At 74.1% G+C, this 19,553-nt stretch carries 20 protein-coding genes and 3 tRNA genes; 7 read left to right on the plus strand and 16 right to left on the minus strand.

Going from position 1 to position 19,553, the window contains the following annotated elements; translation table 11 throughout:
- Positions 1-58: 58 nt before the first annotated feature.
- Positions 59-1,096 (plus strand): rod shape-determining protein, encoded by a 1,038-nt coding sequence (locus G7Z13_RS10520; RefSeq protein WP_165998115.1) that lies wholly within the window; start codon positions 59-61, stop codon positions 1,094-1,096.
- Positions 1,097-1,189: 93 nt separating this feature from the next.
- Here G7Z13_RS10520 and G7Z13_RS10525 read toward each other — a convergent pair whose 3' ends face one another.
- The gene (locus G7Z13_RS10525; protein ID WP_165998117.1) at positions 1,190-2,161 is read right to left on the minus strand and encodes an anti-sigma factor RsbA family regulatory protein; all 972 of its coding nucleotides are present in this window, start codon (positions 2,159-2,161) and stop codon (positions 1,190-1,192) included.
- A complete protein-coding gene (locus G7Z13_RS10530) occupies positions 2,158-2,466 on the minus strand; it encodes an STAS domain-containing protein (protein ID WP_240926170.1) in 309 nt (102 codons plus the stop codon). The genes G7Z13_RS10525 and G7Z13_RS10530 overlap by 4 nt, the downstream gene beginning before the upstream one ends.
- A 228-nt stretch (positions 2,467-2,694) precedes the next feature.
- Here G7Z13_RS10530 and G7Z13_RS10535 point away from each other — a divergent pair, with 228 nt between their 5' ends.
- Positions 2,695-3,246 (plus strand): ANTAR domain-containing protein, encoded by a 552-nt coding sequence (locus G7Z13_RS10535; RefSeq protein ID WP_240926171.1) that lies wholly within the window; start codon positions 2,695-2,697, stop codon positions 3,244-3,246.
- A 78-nt stretch (positions 3,247-3,324) separates the two neighbouring features.
- Here G7Z13_RS10535 and G7Z13_RS10540 read toward each other — a convergent pair whose 3' ends face one another.
- The 4 genes from G7Z13_RS10540 to G7Z13_RS10555 all read right to left on the minus strand — a co-directional run bounded on the left by G7Z13_RS10540 (position 3,325) and on the right by G7Z13_RS10555 (position 7,803).
- Positions 3,325-4,644: a hypothetical protein gene (locus G7Z13_RS10540; protein WP_165998121.1), complete on the minus strand. Its 1,320-nt coding sequence runs from the start codon at positions 4,642-4,644 to the stop codon at positions 3,325-3,327.
- A complete protein-coding gene (locus G7Z13_RS10545) occupies positions 4,641-5,678 on the minus strand; it encodes a ThiF family adenylyltransferase (protein ID WP_165998123.1) in 1,038 nt (345 codons plus the stop codon). Before G7Z13_RS10545 ends, G7Z13_RS10540 begins: the two co-directional genes overlap by 4 nt.
- Positions 5,679-5,960: 282 nt before the next feature.
- The gene (gene leuA / locus G7Z13_RS10550; RefSeq protein ID WP_165998125.1) at positions 5,961-7,553 is read right to left on the minus strand and encodes a 2-isopropylmalate synthase; all 1,593 of its coding nucleotides are present in this window, start codon (positions 7,551-7,553) and stop codon (positions 5,961-5,963) included.
- A 10-nt stretch (positions 7,554-7,563) separates the two neighbouring features.
- Positions 7,564-7,803, minus strand: a complete 240-nt coding sequence (locus tag G7Z13_RS10555; protein WP_165998127.1) for a tautomerase family protein — start codon at positions 7,801-7,803, stop codon at positions 7,564-7,566.
- 208 nt (positions 7,804-8,011) lie between these two features.
- Here G7Z13_RS10555 and leuD point away from each other — a divergent pair, with 208 nt between their 5' ends.
- From leuD to G7Z13_RS10570, 3 genes are all read left to right on the plus strand, one after another.
- Complete coding sequence (gene leuD / locus G7Z13_RS10560) at positions 8,012-8,599, plus strand: 3-isopropylmalate dehydratase small subunit (protein WP_165998129.1); 588 nt, start codon at positions 8,012-8,014, stop codon at positions 8,597-8,599.
- A gap of 155 nt (positions 8,600-8,754) precedes the next feature.
- On the plus strand, positions 8,755-9,777 hold the full coding sequence (locus tag G7Z13_RS10565; RefSeq protein WP_165998131.1) for an EamA family transporter: 1,023 nt from the start codon (positions 8,755-8,757) through the stop codon (positions 9,775-9,777).
- Between the two features lie 115 nt (positions 9,778-9,892).
- Positions 9,893-10,453, plus strand: coding sequence for an Lrp/AsnC family transcriptional regulator (locus tag G7Z13_RS10570; protein ID WP_206313043.1), 561 nt, complete (start codon positions 9,893-9,895; stop codon positions 10,451-10,453).
- Between the two features lie 435 nt (positions 10,454-10,888).
- On the opposite strand, the gene G7Z13_RS10575 is transcribed toward G7Z13_RS10570, so the two are convergent.
- Genes G7Z13_RS10575 through G7Z13_RS10605 form a run of 7 tightly spaced genes read right to left on the minus strand, consistent with a single transcriptional unit; the run spans position 10,889 to position 17,291 of the window.
- Positions 10,889-11,674 carry a TIM barrel protein gene (locus tag G7Z13_RS10575; protein ID WP_165998133.1) on the minus strand — a complete coding sequence of 262 codons (786 nt, stop codon included), beginning with the start codon at positions 11,672-11,674 and terminating at the stop codon, positions 10,889-10,891.
- 57 nt (positions 11,675-11,731) lie between these two features.
- Entirely contained in the window at positions 11,732-12,715 is a 984-nt protein-coding gene (locus G7Z13_RS10580; protein ID WP_165998135.1) for a class I SAM-dependent methyltransferase, read from the minus strand.
- On the minus strand, positions 12,712-13,845 hold the full coding sequence (locus tag G7Z13_RS10585) for an amidohydrolase family protein (protein WP_165998137.1): 1,134 nt from the start codon (positions 13,843-13,845) through the stop codon (positions 12,712-12,714). Before G7Z13_RS10585 ends, G7Z13_RS10580 begins: the two co-directional genes overlap by 4 nt.
- On the minus strand, positions 13,842-14,681 hold the full coding sequence (locus G7Z13_RS10590; protein ID WP_165998139.1) for a hypothetical protein: 840 nt from the start codon (positions 14,679-14,681) through the stop codon (positions 13,842-13,844). Before G7Z13_RS10590 ends, G7Z13_RS10585 begins: the two co-directional genes overlap by 4 nt.
- The gene (locus tag G7Z13_RS10595) at positions 14,666-15,001 is read right to left on the minus strand and encodes a hypothetical protein (protein ID WP_165998141.1); all 336 of its coding nucleotides are present in this window, start codon (positions 14,999-15,001) and stop codon (positions 14,666-14,668) included. The genes G7Z13_RS10590 and G7Z13_RS10595 overlap by 16 nt, the downstream gene beginning before the upstream one ends.
- Positions 14,998-16,488, minus strand: coding sequence for an aldehyde dehydrogenase (locus G7Z13_RS10600; RefSeq protein ID WP_165998143.1), 1,491 nt, complete (start codon positions 16,486-16,488; stop codon positions 14,998-15,000). The genes G7Z13_RS10595 and G7Z13_RS10600 overlap by 4 nt, the downstream gene beginning before the upstream one ends.
- Positions 16,485-17,291: a 4-oxalocrotonate decarboxylase gene (locus G7Z13_RS10605; RefSeq protein WP_206313044.1), complete on the minus strand. Its 807-nt coding sequence runs from the start codon at positions 17,289-17,291 to the stop codon at positions 16,485-16,487. The genes G7Z13_RS10600 and G7Z13_RS10605 overlap by 4 nt, the downstream gene beginning before the upstream one ends.
- Before the next feature lie 447 nt (positions 17,292-17,738).
- On the opposite strand from G7Z13_RS10605, the gene G7Z13_RS10610 reads away from it, so the two are divergent.
- Complete coding sequence (locus tag G7Z13_RS10610) at positions 17,739-18,518, plus strand: IclR family transcriptional regulator (RefSeq protein ID WP_277347396.1); 780 nt, start codon at positions 17,739-17,741, stop codon at positions 18,516-18,518.
- Between the two features lie 170 nt (positions 18,519-18,688).
- Here the strand turns inward: G7Z13_RS10610 and G7Z13_RS10615 are convergent.
- The 3 genes from G7Z13_RS10615 to G7Z13_RS10625 form a co-directional block, all read right to left on the minus strand.
- Positions 18,689-18,762, minus strand: a tRNA-Ile gene (locus tag G7Z13_RS10615).
- A 167-nt stretch (positions 18,763-18,929) separates the two neighbouring features.
- Positions 18,930-19,002 (minus strand) — tRNA-Asn (locus G7Z13_RS10620).
- A gap of 5 nt (positions 19,003-19,007) precedes the next feature.
- Positions 19,008-19,080: transfer RNA gene (locus tag G7Z13_RS10625), tRNA-Asn, on the minus strand.
- Between the two features lie 167 nt (positions 19,081-19,247).
- On the opposite strand from G7Z13_RS10625, the gene G7Z13_RS10630 reads away from it, so the two are divergent.
- Positions 19,248-19,550, plus strand: coding sequence for a YtxH domain-containing protein (locus G7Z13_RS10630; RefSeq protein WP_165998147.1), 303 nt, complete (start codon positions 19,248-19,250; stop codon positions 19,548-19,550).
- Positions 19,551-19,553 lie beyond the last annotated feature (3 nt).

Below are 19,553 nucleotides of genomic sequence, written 5' to 3' on the forward strand. Positions count from 1 at the left end.
ATGCGAACAGTGGCCCGCCGTCCGGCGGGCACGGTCTGTGCTCTCGGGAGGACCTGCCATGACCGCCAGTCTGGAGCAGCTGCGTCGCTGCCACTTCGCCGTCGACCTGGGCGCGGCGAGGACGCGGGTGTACGTCAAGGGCGCCGGGCTGGTCGTCGATCAGCCGTCCGCGGCCGCCGTGAACACCAAGACCGGCGCGCTGATCGCGGTCGGCGAGCTGGCGGAGAAGATGACGGGCCGTACGCCGGGCTACATCCGTGTGGTGCGGCCGGTGTCGGGCGGCACGGTGGTGGACATCGAGATGGCGCAGCGGATGCTCCGGCACCTGCTCGGTGACAAGATCCGCCGCAGTCTGCGCCGCAAGCCCCGGCTGCGCGCCGCGGCCTGCACCCCGCACGACGCGGATCCGCTGGCGCAGCGGGCCACGATCGAGACGCTGGTGGGTCTGGGGGCCCGGCGGGTGGAGCTGGTCGACACCCTGATCGCCGCCGCCGTCGGCTGCGGGCTGCCCGTGGAGCAGCCGGAGGCGACGATGGTGCTGGTGTGCGGGGCGGCGGCGACGCAGGTCGCGGTGCTGTCGCTCGGGTCGATCGTGACGGCCGAGCGGATTCCCGTCGGCGGTGAGGCCGTCGACCACGCGATCGTCCAGCACCTGCGCCACCAGCACGAGCTGATGCTGCCGAGCCAGTCGGTACGGCCGTTGCAGATCGCCCTGTCGGACAACGGGCTGACCCCGCAGGGGCCGGCCTCGACGGAGATCCACGGGCGGGACGTGGCGACCGGGCTGGCGCGTTCCGTGCAGATCGACACCGCCGCCGTCCGGGACGCGATCCAGACGCCGCTCACTGCGGTGCTCGACGGGATCGGCAAGGTGCTGCGGGCCTGCCCGCCGGACCTGGTCGCCGACCTCGCCGACCGGGGGATCATGATGGTCGGCGGCAGCGCGCTGCTGCCGGGCCTGGACCAGATGCTGCGGCAGGCGACCGGTATGCCGGTGCACATCGCGGAGCGGCCCGACGTGTGCGCGGTGCAGGGGCTGGGCGCGATGCTGGAGGGCAAGATCGAGCCGCTGGTGCTGGACCCGCTGTCCGCCTGAGCGCGGGCCCACGTGAGCGCGGGTCCGGCTGAGCGCGGGTCCGCCCGGTGGCACGCGTCCCGGCCGGCCTCGGGGGCCGGGACGAGGCCGGGATCAGAGCGCGAACCAGCAGCGCACCGTCGTCCCCTCGTCGTCGCTGTGCACCCGCACCAGGTCGGCGACCAGGTTCACCAGCAGCAGCCCGCGTCCGCCGCGCTGGTCCTGCGGGGCGGGCCGGCGCCCGGCCAGCGGGTCGGCGAGCCGCCCCTTGTCGCGCACCTCGCACACCACGTACCGGTCCTGCGCCCACACCCGCACGGTGCCGCTGCCGCCGCCGTGCACCACGCTGTTGGTGGTCAGCTCGGCGGTGACGAGGGCCAGGTCGGAGAGGCGGACGCCGGTGAGGCCGAGGCGCTGGGCCTCGGCGGTGACGGTGTGCCGGGCGTCGGGCAGCGTCTCGGAGTCGAACGTGTAGGCCAGGGCGTCGGGGACCAGGGGCAGCGGCCGGTTGTAGCGGGCGACGATCCCGTCGGGGTCGTAGGCGTCGCTGACCCGCTCCCCGGTCATGGTGCCGGTGCTCGCGTCGACGACGAGCGGGTGGGTGGCGTAGGCGTCGGCGACGACGTCGGCGTCGAGGCGGGCGAGGTCGTACGGGCACAGGATGGTCACCGGGCGGCCCGTGAACGCGGCGTTGATCAGCGCCTCGTGCTGGACGCAGGCCGGGTACTCGGTGTCGCTGCGGCCCGCCCAGATGGGTTCGCCGATGATCCGCACCCGGCGGCCGGGCGGTTGGGCGTCGGCGAAGGCGCGCAGCACGCCGGGGATGATCCGGCCGGGGTTGCGGCCGGCCTCGCGCATGTCCAGCAGCTTCACCTCGGCGGCGGCGTCGCCGAGCCCGTCGCGCACCAGATCCAGCCGTTCCCGGGGCACGGCCACGGCGACGGGTTCGCCGGCGGAGAGGCCGTCGAGGACGAACGGGACGGTGCCCGCCAGGTACTCGCTGTCGTCGCGGTAGAACAGCGCGGGGTGGACGAACGGGTCGCCGGCGGCGTCCTCGGCACGGACGGCCAGGGCATCGGCACTCATGACATCGACACCTCTATCGCCGGCAGGTCGGGCCAGAACAGTTCCAGGGTGCGGCACAGTGCGGCCGGCGGCCTGTGCAGCACGAGACGCCGCCCCCCGGGCAACCGCCGGGCAGCGGCCGCGAGCGCTCCGGCGCCCGCCACATCGACGAACGTTACGGCGGACAGTTCCAGATGGCACACCCCCTCGCCGTCCCGGACGATGCCGTCCAGCGTGCGCTCCCAGAGGGGGTGCGTGCTCAGACCGACCTCACCGGCCGCCCGCACCCCGCTCACCTCGGCGAGCGGGTACACCGTCAGCTGCACACCTGTCTCCGCACTCCGTCCGGACGTCAACGCACGTACCCCTGGCAGGCGGGGGTCATGCCCGGTTCGGCGCCCTTCAGCGCCCCTCGGCGCCCTTCAGCGTCCCCGGTGGGTGTACCACGCACCCCACCGGGAAGGCGCACGGTATCGCGAACAGATGCGAAAGACACGCCGACGGCTGAGGACGGCCCCGCCGAACGGACGAGAACGGTTGAGTCGAGGACGGTTGTGAGGACTGCCGAGTCGAACCCTCTGATCATAGAGTGCCGCACGGACGACACGGGCCGGGCGCTGCTGACCGCCCGCGGTGAACTCGTCCACGGCTGTGCCGACGCCCTGGCGCGGGTCCTGGCCGAGTTGCCCGCCGGCACCCGCCGGGTCGAGGTGGACATGTCCGGGGTGGGCTTCATGGACACGGCCGGACGCGGCTTCCTGGAGCTGCTGCGCGACTGGGGCGAGCGCCACATGATCCCCGTGGCCGCCGTCAACTGGCGCGGTCAGCCGCGGGACTTCTGGGAGCTGTGCCGTGAGGTGGAACAGCTGCGCCGGGCGATGGCGACCCGGCCGGTGATCGACCAGGCCCGCGGCATCCTGATGGCCACCCACGCCTGCACCTCCGAGGAGGCCTGGAACATCCTCCGCGAGGCCTCCCAGCTGTCCAACACCAAGCTGCGCACGGTGGCCGCCACGGTCACCGCCAGCACCGAGAACGCCGCGACGCCCGTCCCGGAGCCCGTCGACCGGGCGCTGCGCACGGCGATCGCCCGCCTCCGCGACTGACCGGACCGCGGCCCCTCGGGTCGCCCGGCCCCTCGGGTCGCCCGGCCCCTTGGGTCGGCCCGGTCCACGGGAGCCGGGTCAGGGGGCCGCGGTCGTCGGAGCGTCCCGGTGGCGGCCGGCGGCGGTGGCGCGGCCGTGGGCGAGGCCCGCGGTCTCCAGCAGGAGGGCCGCCGTCAGGGCGAGGGAGGCGCAGCCCACGCCCGGCAGGGACGTGCGGGTCAGCAGGAGGCCGCAGCCGATCAGGCCCGCCAGGTGGACGACGGCGGCGCGGGGCAGGGTGCGGGTGTCGCCGCCGGCGATGACCAGGGCGCGCAGCCGGCCGCGTACCGCCCACAGGGCCGGCACGACGGCGAGGACGGCGATCCAGCGCAGGCCGAGGTCGGCGGGGCCGTCGGGGACGTTGCTGAAGCCGGCGACGTACCAGCGGGCCAGGGGGGTCAGCGCGACGAGCGCGGCCAGGGCGAGGAGCGCGGCGGTCAGCAGGGCGGTGAAGCGGAGCAGGATCCGCGGGCGGCCCGAGCGGCGCAGGAACGCCGCGCCCACGGTGTCCAGGTCGGACAGCGGGACCATGCCGAGCGAGACCAGCCCGTACAGCACCGGCCAGACGGTCAGCGAGTCCTCGGCGGCCGCGGAACGGGTCAGGACGACCGTGGTGATCAGCGAGGGGCTCATGTTGAGCAGCACGGTCGAGGTGATCCGGGCGTGCTGCACGGCGAGCCGCCGGCCCGCCCCGGCCGGTACGGGCGGCAGCACGCGGGCCGCCGCGGCCAGGTACGCCGCCTCCGCCCAGGCGCCCGCCGACAGGGCGATGCCGCCGGTGGCCGCGGCGGGCAGGCCCGCCCGCCAGGCGGCGAACGCGACCAGGGTGGTCGCCGCGATGCGGATGCCGGTCGCCACGGCGATGGGGCGGGTGGTGTCGGCGGCGATCAGCCGGCCGTGCTGGTACCGGCGCAGCGCGACCGCGAGCGGTGCCGTCGCGAACGACAGCAGGCAGGTGCGGAAGGCGTCGTGCAGATCGGCGGGCAGCCCGAGCAGTGCGGGGAAGCCCGTGGAGACGCCGGGCAGGGCGGCCGGCACCAGCAGGGCCGCGCAGCCCGCCAGGCCGGTGCCCACGGCCCGGCGCAGCAGTCTGCGCGAGCCCTGCCCGGCCAGTTCCGCCACGATCAGCGGCGCCAGGGCCAGCGCCGGGGAGTTGACGACGAACAGCACGGACAGGCCTGCGCCGAACGCCGCGAGCGCGCTCGCCCCGTCGGCCATCCGGGCCGTGATCGCCGCGACGAGCGGGATCTCCCAGGCCAGCATGGAGGAGCCGAGCGCGGTCGGCAGCCAGGAGCGGGCCAGCCGCCGCACTCCGGCCCACTCCGTGGCGGGCGGCGCGTTGTCGTGGGTCGCGGTCACCGGGGCGGTCGTCCCTCCCGGCACGGGCAGTCGTCCCGGAACGCGAACGGGGTGAAGTCGAAGGTCAGGGTCTCCGCGTTGACGTAGAGGCTCTGGCCCGCGGTGCGGGAGGTGTCCTTCGCGCCGGACACCAGGCCGATGACCTCGTTGACCGCGATACCGGCGACCATCGACACCAGCGTGCCGGTGAGGCTGCCCGACTTCTCCGGTCGCAGCACGTCCAGGTCGCGGATGCCGACGCACTCCATGCAGGGGGTACGGCCCGGGATCATGGTGGGGCCGACCCGCGCGCCCTTGTTGGTGATGCCGATCTGCCCGAACGGCACCCCGGTGCGCAGACTGGCCTCGTTGGACCAGCGGATCGCCTTGTTGCGGGGGCGGTCGTAGGCGTTGAAGAAGAAGTCGGCGCCGTCGACGAGTTTGACGATGTCGTCGGCGGACTCGATGCGGGTGTGGTGGGCGATGAACCGGGAGCGGGAGCTCTGCAGGGCGAGGTGGCGTGCGAGCGCGTCCAGCTTCGGCACGCCGACGTCCTGCTCGTCGAAGGTGGGATGGGTGGGCAGGTTCTCCTCGGCGAAGGTGTCGAAGTCGACCGCTTCCAGGGTGCCGATGCCCGCCGCGTTGAGCAGCCGCAGCAGGGTGGTGCCGCCCGCCCCGGTGCCGATGATCACGACGCGGGCCTCGCGCAGCCTGCGCATGCCCTCGTAGCCGTTCCAGTCGTCCCGGTCGTACAGCCGCAGGTGGTTGATCTGGCGGCTGAAGCGCCGCAGGTCGTCCGGGTCGAGCGGCGGGGTGACGGCGGCGTCGTCGAGGACGCCCTGGGAGTCGAGGACCGCGAGCCAGTCCTCGGTCTCGGGGTAGCGTGCGCGCAGCTCCTCACGGGTTCGGGTGCCGTCGAGGTCCAGGACGAACGAGACCATCTCCTCGGTCGGGTCCATGATCCGGAACTTCTCCGGTCCGATCCCTATGTACAGATGGGGTTCCCCCGCGACGTGGTAGATCCGCAGGAACTCCTTGACCCTGGGTCGCCGCATCCGGCGTCTCCTGTTCTGGTGGCGGGTGGTCGGGAGCGGGACGGGTCCGGGCCGCCACCGTGGCGGGGAGACGGCCGGCCGCCTCCCCGCCACGGTGGTGCGCTGGGTCCGTCGTCAGATGACGTTGGTGTGCCACTCCTTGACGAGGCCCTCCTCGTGCACACGCTCGATCTTCATGGCGTACCTCCTTCCTGCGGGTCGTCGGGACGGGATCGCTCGTGCCGGTCCGGCGGGGCACGGCGGCGTGACGTGCCGCCGCCGGCCGGCCCGAACTCTGCGGGGTCAGCCGAGGGCGAGGCGGGCGGCGGTGTGCCGGGCCCGTTCGTGGGCGGCGGTCAGGGCTTGGTCGGGGCCGTCGCCGAGGCCCACGCTCCACCGCTCTTGGCCGTCGGCGGCGTAGCGGACGTAGGCGACGGTCTGCGGGCGGGTGCCGGTGGTGCGCGGGCGGGTGTGCGACTCGAGCACGGTCACACCGGGCGCGCCGTCGCGGGGGGTGCCGGTCTCCGGCAGGGCGAACAGGTACTCCCGCTCGAACAGCTGCAGCAGCTCCGCCGCGGTGACCTCGCCGCCCAGCTCGTCGGTGCGCCGCTGCACCGCGCGGGAGAACTCGACCTGCAGTCCGCGCGGCAGGTCGAAGCCGTGCGTGCGGTGCAGCACGTAGGCCGGACCGGCCTTGCCGGACTGGGAGTTGACCCGGACCACCGCCTCGTAGGTGCGCCCGACGTCCTTCGGGTCCAGCGGCAGGTACGGCACCTCCCAGGGGTGCTCGTCGACGGGCACGCCCGCGGCCTCGGCGTCGCGGGCGAGGGCGTCCATGCCCTTCTTGACGGCGTCCTGGTGGGTGCCGGAGAACGCGGTGTACACCAGCTCCCCGCCGTAGGGGTGGCGCGGGTGGACCGGCAGCCGGTTGCAGGCCTCGACCTCCCGCTTGACCGCGTCGATGTCGGACAGGTCGATCATCGGGTCGACGCCCTGGGTGAACAGGTTCAGCGCGAGGGTGACCAGGCAGACGTTGCCGGTGCGTTCCCCGTTGCCGAACAGGCAGCCCTCGATCCGGTCGGCGCCCGCCATGTAGCCCAGTTCGGCCGCGGCGATTCCGGTGCCGCGGTCGTTGTGCGGGTGCAGCGACAGCACGACCGCGTCCCGGCGGTCCAGGTTCCGGTGCATCCACTCGATGGAGTCCGCGTACACGTTCGGCGTGGACATCTCCACCGTGGCGGGCAGGTTCATGATGGTGGGGCGGTCGGGGGTGGGCTGCCAGACCTCGTTGACGGAGTCGCAGATCTCCAGCGCGAAGTCGAGTTCGGTGCCGGTGTACGACTCCACCGAGTACTGGAAGGTGAAGTCGGTGGACGGTGTCGCCTCGGCCTGCTTCACGCACTGCCGGGCGCCGGCCACCGCCAGCTCGCGCACCCCGTCCCGGTCGAGCTGGAAGACCACCCTGCGCTGCAGCGCCGAGGTCGAGTTGTACAGGTTGATGATGGCGTGCGGGGCGCCCTCCACGGCCTGGAAGGTGCGCTCGATGAAGTCCTCCCGCGACGGCGTGACGACCTGCACGACGACGTCGTCGGGGATCAGGTCCCGCTCGACGAGGGTGCGGGCGAAGTCGAAGTCCGCCTGGCTCGCCGTGGGGTAGCCGATCTCGATCTCCTTGTAGCCCAGGTCCACCAGCAGGCGGAACATGCGCAGTTTGCGCTCCGGGTCCATGGGGTCGGCCAGGGCCTGGTTGCCGTCCCGCAGGTCGACCGAGCACCAGCGGGGGGCCCGGGTGATGACGGCGTCGGGCCAGCTGCGGTCCGCAAGTCCGATCGGCGGGTAGGCCCGGTACCGGTGGACGGGCATACCGCTGGGCCGTTGGATCGCGACGTTCCTCATACCGGGCGACTCACCTTCCGGTCGGCTGCTCAAGGGGGGCGTCCTGCGGTGCGCGGCCGGGCGCGGCCCGCTCGGCGAGCGTCACACCGCCCGCCGACCACAGGTGTGCGGGGATCTCGCGGACCAGGACGCGGATCTGCTCGTCCCGCACCTCCAGCGACTCCCGGACCGCCCGGTGCACGGCGGCCATCAGGGCGCGCAGCCGCTCCGGGGAGCGGCCCTCGGCCACGGTGACCTCGATCAGCGGCATGTACGGCTCCACGCTGGGGGGTGAGGGGAGGGAGAGGGGGAGCGGTGGGGGGGCATGCCCCGGCCACCTCAGTGGAGCACGCCCGCCGCCGGCCCCGGCCCGGCCTTTCCGCTCAGTGCAAGACCTTCGGCCGCGGGCGGCACGCGGCTCCTACGTTCGTGCCGCGTACGGCGCGCAGGACGCCGAGGAGACCCGAGGAGCGGGAGACATGCGGAAGTTCACCGTGCACCAGGGGACGGCGGTGCCGCTGCGCCGCACCAACGTCGACACCGACCAGATCATCCCGGGCGAGTACTGCAAGCGCGTGGGCCGCACCGGGTACGCCGACGCGCTGTTCGCCGAGTGGCGGGACGACCCGGACTATCTGCTGGCCCGCCCCGAGTACGCGCGCGGGAGCGTGCTGGTCGCGGGGGCGGGTTTCGGGATCGGCTCCTCGCGTGAGCACGCGGTGTGGGCGCTGATGGACCACGGTTTCCGGGCCGTGCTGGCGCCGTCGTTCAGCGACATCTTCTGGGGCAACGCGATCGGCAACGGGCTGCTGCCGGTGCGGCTGAGCCAGGCCGATACCGAGCGGTTCTGGGCGGTCGCGGAGGCCGACCCGGCGACCGTGTTCACCGTCGACCTGGAGCGGTGCCGGGTCGAGGCGGCCGGGGCGGGCGCCTCCTTCGCGCTGGACGACTACAGCCGGTTCCGGCTGCTGAACGGGCTGGACGAGATCGGCGCGACCCTGCTGCACGAGGACCGGATCGGGGCGTACGAGGGGCGCCGGCCCGCCTGGCTGCCGCGCACGCTGTGAGTCCCGCGTGAGCCTGGGCGCCCGCCGCACTTCGTTGCCCCGCGAGGGGCGTGCCACGGGCGGCGGTTCGAGGATCTGCGGGCCAATCACCGTGTCGCCGAAGGAAGTTCGGCGTCTGTCGACATGAGCCCAACGGATACCTAGCGTCGTGAGCCATGACCGAACCTCATGCTCGCTCCCACGTCACCCGGGGGACCCTGCCCGTGCTGGCCGCGGCCTGCCTGTGGGGCACCGTGGGACCCGCGCAGGTATGGGCCGACACCGGCGCCGATCCGGTGTCCCTGGGAGCGTTACGTCTGCTCATCGGCGGCCTGGTGCTGGCGGCGGCCGCCCTGCTGATGGCCGGCCGCGGCTCGGGGCTGCGGCTGCTGCTGACCCGGCCGGTGTGGCCGTGGATCGCCCTGGCCGCCCTCGCGACCGCCGTCTACCAGGCCGGGTTCATGTTCGCGGTCGACCGCACGGGCGCCGCCCTGGCCACCGCCGTGGCGCTCGGGGTGGCCCCGGTCGCCACCGGCGTGTGCTCGCGCGTGGTGACCGGGGAACGGCTCACCGCCGCCTGGGCGGTCGGCACCGCCGCGGCCGTCGCCGGCTGTGTGCTGCTGCTCGCGCCGGGCAGCGCCGAAGTGGCGGTCTCCGGAGTGGTGTTCGGCATCCTCTCCGGCGTCTGCTACGGCCTGTACACGGTGGCCGCCAAGCGGCTCTCCGACCGTGGCGCGAACATGCCCGCCGCGGTCGCCGCGACCCTGCTGGCCGGCGGTGTGGTGCTGCTGCCGGCCGTGGTGCGCGACACCGGAGGGCTGGCCACCGGGTCCGGGCCGGCGCTGCTGCTCTGGCTGGGCGTGGTCGCCACCGCCGTGGCGTACATGCTGTTCGTGGGCGGCCTGCGCCGGGTGACCGCCGGCACGGCCGGCACGCTCAGTCTCGCCGAGCCCCTGGTGGCGGCGGTGCTGGGCCTGCTGGTGCTGGACGAGCGGCTGTCGGTCGCGGCCGAAGCGGGGATGGGCCTGCTGCTGGTGGGCCTGGTGTCGGTGAGCGTCCCGCCCGGTGCGCTCAGCCGCCTGCGTACGCGTACGCGGGCACACCGGCCCCCGGTGGCCGTCGCCCCCGTCGCCGGTCCCCTGCGCGACCCCGCCGACGACGCCCTGCCCGCCCCCGCCGTGCCCGCCGAACAGCCGTGACGTCTTTCCGTCAGAGTCGAGGAAGGTACGGACAGACCGTACGTGTGGGTATGCGATGTCGGGCATCCTTTTGCGAGAGGGGTAGATAGCGCGTCCACAACCCAGGGGGAACCGGATGGAACTGGACGAACTCGACTGCCTGCTGCTCCGCGAGATACAGCGCGACGGCCGGCAGACCAACCGCGAACTGGCCGCCACCGCCGGGGTCGCCCCGTCCACCTCCCTGGAACGCCTGCGCGCCCTCCAGCGCAAGGGGGTCCTCAAGGGTTTCACGGCCGAGGTCGATCTGGAGGCCATCGGCCGCCCGATCCAGGCCCTGATCGCGGTGCGGATACGACCGCCGTCCCGCAAGGTGCTGGAGGGGTTCCGCGAGTGGGTGCGGATGCGCCCGGAGGTGGTGGGCATCTTCGTCACCACCGGCAGCGACGACTTCCTCATCCACATGGCGGTGCCCGACACGGACTACCTGTACGACTTCGTCATCGACCAGCTCACCGAGCGCCGCGAGGTCGCCGACGTCCGCACGTCCATCGTCTACGAACGGCTGGAGACGCGGATACTCCTCCCGCTCGGCGACGGCCGGGCCGACCGTGACCAGCCCGGCCCCCGCCCGGACGACCCGCCCCGCCCGCCCGGGCCCCGCACCCACCCCTCCGGCCGACCACGCCGCCGCTGAACGTCCCGGCACGGCCCGGCCACCCGCCGGAACGCGCCCCAACGGCCCCGACGCACGGGACCTGCCTGGAGGGCGCCACGGCGGACGGGACCGGCCCGGCGGGCGCCACCACGGCGGAGGGGACCGGCCCGGCGGCGCCACGGCGGACGGGACCGGTTCGGCGGGCGCCAGCGGACGAGAGCTGCCCGGCGGGTGCCCCGGCGAACGAGAACGGCCCGGCGGGCGCCCCGGCGAACGAGACCTGCCTGGAGGGCGCCACCACGGCGGAGGGGACCGGCCCGGAGGGCGCCACCACGCACGGGACCGGCCCGGCAGACGCCCCGACGAACGAGACCGGCCCGGCGGGTGCCCCGGCGAACGAGACCGGCCCGGAGGGCGTCACGGCGGGCGGGCGCCCCGGGACGAGACCGGCCCGGCGCCCCCGGCGGCGTGGGACTACCGGGTCCAGCCGCCGCCGGCCAGGGACTTGTCCAGTGCGACGCGGGCCTGCTGGGCCACCGACGCGCCGTCCATGGCGTCCAGTTCGTCGGACATGACCTCCACGGCCACCGACTCCAGGCGCCGCGCGGGCAGCAGTGCCCGCAGGATGCCGTGGATGTCGGCGGTGCCCTCGCCCGGCAGCAGCCGCAGGTGCCGCGCCTCGTGCCGCGGATCGGGGTGCGGGTCGGGCCGGGTGTCGCAGATCTGCACCGAGAGCACCGCGTCCGGCGCGAGCGCCGCGATGTCCTCGGCGCCGAGCCCGGTGCGATGGCAGTGCCAGGTGTCGATCAGCAGGCCCGCGCTGGGCCGCCCGGCGCTCTCGACCAGGTGCAGCGCCCGGTCCAGCGAGGGGATCGCGCCGTACGGCATGAACTCCAGCGGTACGACGACACCGGCCGCGTCGGCCCGCCGGCACAGCCGCGCGTACTCGGGCGCGAGGTCCACCTCGGGCTCGATGTCGGGCAGTCCGGCGTTGACGCTGCGCGCGCCGAAGACCGCGGCGATGTGGAAGACCAGGTCCTCCTCCCGCCGGGCCGCCTCGTCCGGCCGGCCCCAGGAGCGCAGCAGTTCCACCTCGCTCACCCGCAGCCCGTGGCCGGCCAGCAGGTCGCGCATCTCCTCGTCGGTCCAGCCCTGGGAGCGGGCCCGCAGGTAGTCGTCGACCCGCAGGCCGATCGCGTCGAATCCGGCGGCGGCCGCCGCCCGCACCCGGTCGCCCAGTTCGCAGGAGCGCAGGGTCATCGCGCTGAGGACGGACCCGGTCCGCGTACGCCGTGTCGCAGAGGTGGCCGGCACGGGTCAGGCGGCCTTCTGCGCGAGGATCAGCAGTCCGTCGGGCATCGCCGGGCGGACCAGCCGCTTCACGGTCAGCCCCGCCTCGGTGAAGGCGCGGGCCCAGCCCTCCTCGTCCAGCAGGTACTGGCCCATCACCGCGTGCACCAGGGCGAACTCGGGGCCGAAGACGTCGTCGGTGGCGGTGGAGCTGGGCGCCGCGGTGACCTCGGCGGCCAGCACGTGCGCCCCGGCCGGGAGGCGGCCGGCCAGCGCGCGCAGATAGTCCACGAGCGCGTCGAAGCCCTTCTCGTACACCTCGTGCAGGAAGAAGAAGGTGATGGCCAGCTGGACGTCCTCCAGGCCGGGGATGGAGGCGATGTCGCTGCCGTCGGCCTCGATGACGTCGATGACGCCGCTCTTGCCCGCGGCCTCGACCTCGCGCCGGGCCTCGGCCACCGCCTCGGGGCTGATGTCGATGCCCAGCCCCTTGGCGCCGAGCTGGTCGTGCAGGGTGATCAGGAAGTGCGCGTTGCCGCAGCCGATGTCCGCGACCCGGTCGAACTCCAGGCCGCCGAGCAGCTTGACCACCTCGGGCTGCACGTCCTGCTTGCCCAGCAGCGCCGAGCCCACGGCGACCCACTTGCCGTCCCGCAGCACGTCCTCGCGGTAGGTGGCCGCACCGGTGAGCAGGTCCCCGAAGCGGCGCAGCGGTTCGCTGTAGCCGCCGGCCAGCCACACCAGGTAGCCGCGGTCCTCGTACAGGCTGCGGCCCAGCTCGGTGAGGTGGTAGCGGTCGCCGTCGGTGCGCAGCACGCCGCGCTGGGACAGGTAGCGGAAGACGCCCTCGCCCAGGAAGCGGTTGGCGCCGGCCTCCTCGACGGTCAGGCCCTGTTCGGCGAGCCGGGTGAGGGAGCCGGTCATGTCGAGCGCGGCGAAGGTGGAGGCCAGCACATGGCCGCGGATGAGGTCGAAGGCGGGGCGTCGTCCGGCGGAAAGCGGGCTGTTCATCGTACGGCCTCCTGGTGTGTCGGTCGCGGCGCTGCCGCGGGGGTGGGTACGGACCGCCGGGCGGCGCCGCCGGTGGCGGTGCCGGGCGGGGCGTCCGGCCGCCGGTGCAGCAGCCGGGTCGCGGTGCGGTGCAGGATCAGGGCGGCGTGGTCGGCGGGCAGGCCCAGGGCGCCGACGGTGCGCAGCGGTGCGGTGTCGGCGAGGTCGAACGGCGAGTCGGTGCCGAGCAGGACGTGCCCGGGGCCCACGTCGGCGACGAGGGAGGTGAGCTGGGAGGTGGAGAAGACGGCGGTGTCGTAGTAGAGGCCGTCGAGGCCGTGGCGGGGTGGCCGCGCGGTGCGGCGGGCGACGGGCTTGGTGTGCCAGCCGAGGTCGAGCCGGCCGCGCAGCGCGGGCAGGCAGCCGCCGCCGTGGGCGAGGCACAGCACCGGCTCGTGGCGTTCGAGGGTGCCGCCGAGCAGCAGCCGGGAGACGGCGAGGGCGGTCTCCATGGGGTAGCCGACGAGCTGGGGCAGCCAGTAGTCGGTCAGCCGGTCGAGGGCCGGCGCGGTGGACGGGTGCAGCAGGGTGAAGACCCGGGTGTGGCCGAGCAGTTCCCACAGCGGGTCGTTGACCGGGTGGTCGCACTCGCGGCCCATGCCGCGGGTGCCGCAGGCCAGTCCTGGCATCTCCAGCTCGCCGAGGCAGCGTTCGGCCTCGGCGGCGGCGGCCCGGGAGCCGATGGGCACGGTGCCGAGCGGGGTGAGCCGGTCGGGTGCGGCGGCGCAGAACGCGGCCAGCGCGTCGTTGCCGGCGGTGACGATCTCCCGGACGAACACCTCGTGCCGGGTGGTGGAGCAGGTGAGGAACGGCGGCAGGGAGACGGCCTGCCGGGCGACGCCCTCGCGGTCCATGCGGGCGAGGCGCGCGGTGATGTCGTACTGCTCCGGCGGGCACGGGATGGGCACGTCGCTCTGGCCCAGTCCGGACACCCGGTGGTCGAGGCGGACCACGCCGGAGGGCAGCGCGGACAGGTCGGCGAGGCCCCGGTCGGCGAGGAACCGCAGCACGGGCAGCGGCATGGCGTGGGCGTGCACGTCGTAGGCACCGCGGGCATCGCGGGTATCGCGGGTGTCGCGGGCACCGCTCATGCGTGACCTCCGGGGGTGGGCGGATGCCATTCGGCGACGGCCATGCCGGTGACCCAGGCGTGGATGGGCTCGTACGCCGTCACGGTCACCGGGGCGTCCACGGCGCCGGCCAGCGCGAGCCAGCTGCGGATCTCGTGCGCGCCGTTGCCGGCCTGCTCCAGTTCGGCGTCGGTGAGGCTCAGCACCTCGTCGAGGGCGCCGCGCTCCAGCCGGTCGAGGAACCAGCGGTCGAACTCCTCGTCGATGTCGCCGGTGCGGTCGACGCCGATCCAGTGGGACAGCCCGCCCGCGGCGACCAGGGCGACCCGGTCGACGCCGTCGCAGTTCTCGACGGCACGGGCGAGCGCGCGCCCGAAGTCGTACCAGGCGGGCAGCGGCAGCATCGGCGCGACGGCGCAGTTCTGCAGGACCGGCACGAGCGGCAGGCCGGCGTCGGGGGCGAGGGCGTGATAGAGCGTCATGACGCCGTGGTCGAGGTCGAGGCGCTGCGAGAAGGACGTCATCCAGCCGTCGCCGAGCAGCCCGTCGGTGAGCGAGCGGGCCAGCGGGCCGTGGCCGGGGACCTTGCCCCGGGGGATCGGCAGCCAGGGCTCGGCGGGGCCGGTGTGCCGGTCGGCGAGGCCGACGCAGCACTGCGGGAAGTTCTCCAGGAAGAAGTTGGTGAAGTGCTCGTTGGAGAGCATCACCACCGCCTGGGCGTCCGCCTCGCGCACCCGCCGGGCGGCGTCGCCCAGCGCGTCGAGGAACCGTTTCGCCTGGTCGCCGGGCGCGGAGTCGGCGGCGGCCAGCTGCATCGGCGCGTGGGAGGCGGCGAACGCGGCTACGATGCGCGCCATCGCGCCACCCCCTCGCGCGCGGCGGGGCGTCCGGCCGCCAGCAGCCGGCGGTAGTCGGCGCGGGTGATGCCGAGGGCGCGGGCGAACGCGTTGATCAGCACCGGGTGCACGCCCCGGTCGGCCAGTCCGCGCAGATCGCCGGCGCGCAGCAGCGCGGCGTCGGACTCCGCCAGACCGGCCGGCGCGGCGGCCGCATCGCCGTGACGCAGCCGGTCGAACACGGCCCGCTGCAAGGGGTAGTTGTCGCGCGACGCCCACCCGCGCTCCCGTCCCGCCTCGCGCACCGCCTCCCTCATGGACTCGCTCGTCGGCGCGTTCACCGGGCCGCTCCCGTCGCCTCGGGGCCGATGGCTCCCGCGATGTCCATCACGACCGCCTTCGGCTCGGTGAAGAACTCCCTGCTGTGGGTGCCTCCCTCGCGGCCGATGCCGGAGGCGCCGACGCCGCCGAAGGGCGCGCGCAGGTCCCGGACGAAGAAGCAGTTGACCCAGACGGTGCCGCCGCGCAGCGCCCCGGCGGTGCGGTGGGCGCGCCTCAGGTCCTCGGTGAACACCATGGCGTTGAGCCCGTACGGGGTGCCGTTGGCCCGCGCCACCGCCTCTTCCTCGGTGTCGAAGGGCACCACCGTGGCGACCGGCCCGAAGATCTCCTGCCGCAGTACGGCGGCCTCCTCGGCGGCGTCGACCACCACCGTGGGCCGCACCAGCCGGGGGTCGTCGGGGTCGGGGCCGCCGGCCAGCAGCCGTCCCTCGGGGCCGCCGTCGAGCCGGTCGAGGAAGCCGCGCACCTTCGTGTGGTGCTCCGCGGAGGCCAGCGGGCCGATGTCGGTGCCGGGGTCGGCGGGGTCGCCCGCGCGCAGGGCGGCCGCGGCGGCGGTGAAGCGCTCCAGGAACGCGTGGTAGACCGGGCGCTCCACATAGATGCGGCTGCCGGCCAGGCAGACCTGTCCCGCGTTGAGGTAGGCGCCCGTCACCGACCAGGTCACCGCGCGGTCCAGGTCGCTGTCGGCGAAGACGAGGCCGGCCGCCTTGCCGCCGAGTTCGAGGCTGAGCGGGGTGAGCCGGTCGGCGGCGGCGCGGGCGATGGCCCGGCCGGTGGCGGACTCGCCGGTGAAGGTGATGCGGTCGACGCCGGGGTGGGAGACGAGGAACTCGCCGGCCGCGGCGGGGCCGTGCCCGTGCAGCACGTTGAGCACGCCGGGCGGCATGCCGGCCTCCAGGGCGAGGCGGGCCAGCAGGGTCGCCGAGACCGGGCTCTGCTCGGCCGGTTTCAGGACCACCGTGTTGCCGTGGGCGAGCGCGGGGGCGATCTTCCAGCTCTCCAGCATCAGCGGGAAGTTCCAGGGGGCGATGGCCGCGACCACGCCCGCCGGTTCGTAGCGGGTGTAGACGTGGGTGCCGTTGTCGGCGGGCAGGTGCTCGGCGGCGGTCAGCCGCGCGTGGTCGGCGAAGAAGCGGAAGTTGGCGGCGGCCCGGGGCACGTCCTTGGCCAGGGCCTGGGCGTGGGGCCGTCCCATGTCGCGGCTGTCGGCGGTGGCCAGTTCGGCGGCGTGCTCCTCGATCAGGGCGGCCAGCCGGTGCAGGATCCTGCCGCGCGCGGCGTGCCCCATCCGGGGCCACTCCCCCGTGTCGAAGGCCTGCCGGGCGGCGCCGACGGCCCGGTCCGTGTCCGTGGGCCCGCCCTCGGCGATCTCCGCCCAGGCGTGGCCCTGCCAGGGATCGACGGAGGTGAACCGGCGCCCGTCGTCGGACTCGGTCTCCTTGCCGTCGATCACATGTCCGTAGAAGTCCTCGTACTGCCCGGTCATGACCGTCCCTCCGCAGCAGTGAGCGAAACCGTTCCGAGGGTGGAGAAGACCGCGGTGGCCGTCGTGCCGGCCGGGAAGGGCGCCGCGTCGGTGACCCCGCCGGTCAGCACGGTCCAGCCCGCCTCGATGCGCAGTCCCCGCCGGTGGAGCAGCCGGGCGGCGAACAGGAGCGCGCCGACCGGGTCGCCGAGCACGTCCGCGCCGACGCCCTTGCCGGCGGTGACGCCGTCGACGTCGATCCGGCAGCTCTCCTCGCGCAGGCCGTCGCCGGCGGGGCGGGCGGTGCCGCCGAGGGCGTACAGGGCGCTGGAGCCGTTGTCCGCGATGACGTCCGGCAGCGTGAACCGGTAGTCCGCGAACCGGCTGTCGATGACCTCGAGTCCGGCGCGGACCCGTCCGATCGCCCGGCGGGCCGCCGTCTCGTCGGCGGTCCCGTCCAGGGGCGCGGCCATCTCGAAGGCGATCTCCGGCTCGATCCTCGGCTGGATCAGACCGCCCACCGGGACGGTCGCGCCGGCCGGCCGCACCATCCGGTCGGTGAGCCAGGCCACCAGCGGCTCGGCCACGTTCATGCGCTGCTGCTTGGCCCGCGACGTGAGCCCCAGCTTGACGCCGACGAGCCGTTCCCCGCGGGCCAGCCGCAGCCGCAGCGCGGTGTCCTGCACCCGGTACGCCGTCTCGGCGTCCAGCCCCGGCCATTGGCCGGTCAGCGGGGTCAGCGCGGTCGCGGACGCCTCCGCGTCGAGCAGCAGCCGCGCCGCCCTCACCACGTCCGTCGCCGTCGCACCCACGTCCGTCGCCACAGCACACACCTCCGCCTCGGACTGCTCCGACGGGTCATCTTGGGGAGCGGCGCCGGGCGTGCGGCGGCTGTTTCCACTCATCGAAAACCGCGCGGAAGCCATTCCGCTGAGCGGGCGTCAGTGCCCGCCGGGGGTCCGGCATGGCGGACCATCGCAGCCCCGCCCGGGGGAAGGGGCGGGTCCGGCGGGTGGTCACGGGCGGCCCGCCCCGTCGAACGTTCAGGGAGCGACGAGCCGCGCACGGTGTGCGCCGAACGTTTGGGAGGCGTGGCGCGGCAGCGCGCGATGTGTGTTCAGAGGCGGTGGCGGGCGCCCCTCGACGGACGTACGTTCGCCCGCAGCGGGGTTGACCCCCCGTGCGCGTCTCAGCTTCGCCAGGGGTAGTCGATGGCTGTGCGAACCACGCCCGCCCCTGGGCGTCCCACGCTCAGCAGAGAGGCCAGGGGGATGGCGGGCAACACCAATCAGGTCGGCGTATCGGTCACGAGTCGTGTTCTGGCAGTCCTCGGAACGTTCGATGTGCGGCACCCGAGTCTGTCGCTGACGGAGATCGCCCGGCGGGCGGGCATACCCATCACCACCGTCCACCGGTTGTTGTCGGAACTGGAGAAATGGCGCGCTGTGGAGCGGGGGCCGGACGGGCGCTACCGCATCGGCCTGCGCTTGTGGGAGCTGGGCAGTCTGACCTCCGCCCGCACCCGGCTGCGGGAGGTGGCGCTGCCCTATCTGCACGCCCTGCACGAGGCGACCCGCGCCCAGGTGTTCGTCGCGGTCGCCGACGAGGGCGACGTGGTGTACGTCGAGCGGTTCGGCGCGGCCGGCCCGCCGTGGGAGTCCGCGCCCCGGCTGCCGGTGCGCCAGCCGATGGAGCAATCGGCCGCGGGCCTGGCCCTGCTGGCCTACCACGGCCGCGACCACGAGCCGCGCCCGCTGGGGCGTACGCACTCGGCGGCCCTCGCGGAACTGCTGCGCCGTGCCCGCCGCCAGGGCTGCGTGGTCCTGCCCGACGCCGCCGACCGGGGCGCGGTGAACATCGCCGCGCCGGTGCTCGGCGGGAACGGTCACGCGGTCGCGGCCATGGGCCTGTCGGTACGGTCCCCGCAGCGCGCGGAACGGTGGCGCGAACCCCTGCTGTCGGCCACGTCCGGGATGCAGCGCACGCTGCTGGGCCGCGGCGAGGACATGGTGGCCGCGCAGCCGGCGGCGGTCTTCGGGGCGAGCGGATGAGGTGACCCCCGGCACACCGGACGGCGCAGCCCCGCCCGGAGCGAACGGCGGCGAGTATCGGGCGAGCAGGAGTCACGTCAGCGGTCTTGATACCCCCGGGTGACCCCCCGGCGTGCCGGTGTTTCGCACTCCGCCGCAGGTGACAACGTTTCTGCGGCGGAGTGCTTCGGTGGGGCGGGTGGGACTCGAACCCACGGCCGACGGATTATGAGTCCGCTGCTCTAACCGGCTGAGCTACCGCCCCTCACGGCGCGTCGCGCACATGTGTGCGCGCCGTCTGCCGCAGCATAGCCGCTCATACGATCTCCTGCTCCGGCATGGTCGGCATCGCACGACCATGAGGACTCCGCCGCGGCCCGGACGGTTCCCCCGGACATGAAAAAGGACCCCGGAGGGTCCTCGTTCAGCATGCTCCCCCGACTGGACTCGAACCAGTAACCTGCCGGTTAACAGCCGGCTGCTCTGCCAATTGAGCTACGGAGGACCGAGCTCCCCCGACTGGACTCGAACCAGTAACCTGCCGGTTAACAGCCGGCTGCTCTGCCAATTGAGCTACGGAGGAATGCCTCGTTGCATTGAACGTACCTACCTGGGTATCCGCCAGGGGGCGCTCGCTCGCTGCGACACATACATTAGCGCAAGCAGGGGGGTGCTTCGCCAATCGGTACCTCCGGGTTCGCTGCCGCACCGGAACCGTGCCAGGGACTACGCAAGGAAAGGGTGGCCGCCATGCGTTACCGGCTCACGTTCGTCGTCGGACTCGCTCTGGGTTACGTCCTGGGCACACGGGCCGGGCGAGAGCGCTACGAACAGCTGAAGAAGTCGGCCCAGCGACTCTCCCAGAACCCGGCCGTGCGCAACACCGCCGAGACCGCTGCCCAGCAGGGCCGCGAGTTCGCGGGCAAGGCGTATCACGTGGTCAGCGACAAGGTGGGCGACCGTATGCCCGACTCCGTCGCGCACCGCGTGCGTGCCGTCCGCGACCGCTCGAACGGCTCGGCGGGCGACGACTGGGGCACGAGCACCACGTAAGTC

Source organism: Streptomyces sp. JB150, from assembly GCF_011193355.1.
GTDB lineage: Bacteria > Actinomycetota > Actinomycetes > Streptomycetales > Streptomycetaceae > Streptomyces.

Bases quoted from the DNA above. Each gene is read 5' to 3' on its own strand.
- G7Z13_RS10520 (WP_165998115.1), top strand. From the start codon at position 59: ATGACCGCCAGTCTGGAGCAGCTGCGTCGCTGCCACTTCGCCGTCGAC.
- G7Z13_RS10525 (WP_165998117.1), bottom strand. From the start codon at position 2,161: ATGAGTGCCGATGCCCTGGCCGTCCGTGCCGAGGACGCCGCCGGCGAC.
- G7Z13_RS10545 (WP_165998123.1), bottom strand. From the start codon at position 5,678: ATGCGGCGACCCAGGGTCAAGGAGTTCCTGCGGATCTACCACGTCGCG.
- leuA (WP_165998125.1), bottom strand. From the start codon at position 7,553: ATGAGGAACGTCGCGATCCAACGGCCCAGCGGTATGCCCGTCCACCGG.
- G7Z13_RS10555 (WP_165998127.1), bottom strand. From the start codon at position 7,803: ATGCCGCTGATCGAGGTCACCGTGGCCGAGGGCCGCTCCCCGGAGCGG.
- leuD (WP_165998129.1), top strand. From the start codon at position 8,012: ATGCGGAAGTTCACCGTGCACCAGGGGACGGCGGTGCCGCTGCGCCGC.
- G7Z13_RS10565 (WP_165998131.1), top strand. From the start codon at position 8,755: ATGACCGAACCTCATGCTCGCTCCCACGTCACCCGGGGGACCCTGCCC.
- G7Z13_RS10570 (WP_206313043.1), top strand. From the start codon at position 9,893: ATGGAACTGGACGAACTCGACTGCCTGCTGCTCCGCGAGATACAGCGC.
- G7Z13_RS10575 (WP_165998133.1), bottom strand. From the start codon at position 11,674: ATGACCCTGCGCTCCTGCGAACTGGGCGACCGGGTGCGGGCGGCGGCC.
- G7Z13_RS10580 (WP_165998135.1), bottom strand. From the start codon at position 12,715: ATGAACAGCCCGCTTTCCGCCGGACGACGCCCCGCCTTCGACCTCATC.
- G7Z13_RS10585 (WP_165998137.1), bottom strand. From the start codon at position 13,845: ATGAGCGGTGCCCGCGACACCCGCGATACCCGCGATGCCCGCGGTGCC.
- G7Z13_RS10590 (WP_165998139.1), bottom strand. From the start codon at position 14,681: ATGGCGCGCATCGTAGCCGCGTTCGCCGCCTCCCACGCGCCGATGCAG.
- G7Z13_RS10600 (WP_165998143.1), bottom strand. From the start codon at position 16,488: ATGACCGGGCAGTACGAGGACTTCTACGGACATGTGATCGACGGCAAG.
- G7Z13_RS10610 (WP_277347396.1), top strand. From the start codon at position 17,739: ATGGCGGGCAACACCAATCAGGTCGGCGTATCGGTCACGAGTCGTGTT.
- G7Z13_RS10630 (WP_165998147.1), top strand. From the start codon at position 19,248: ATGCGTTACCGGCTCACGTTCGTCGTCGGACTCGCTCTGGGTTACGTC.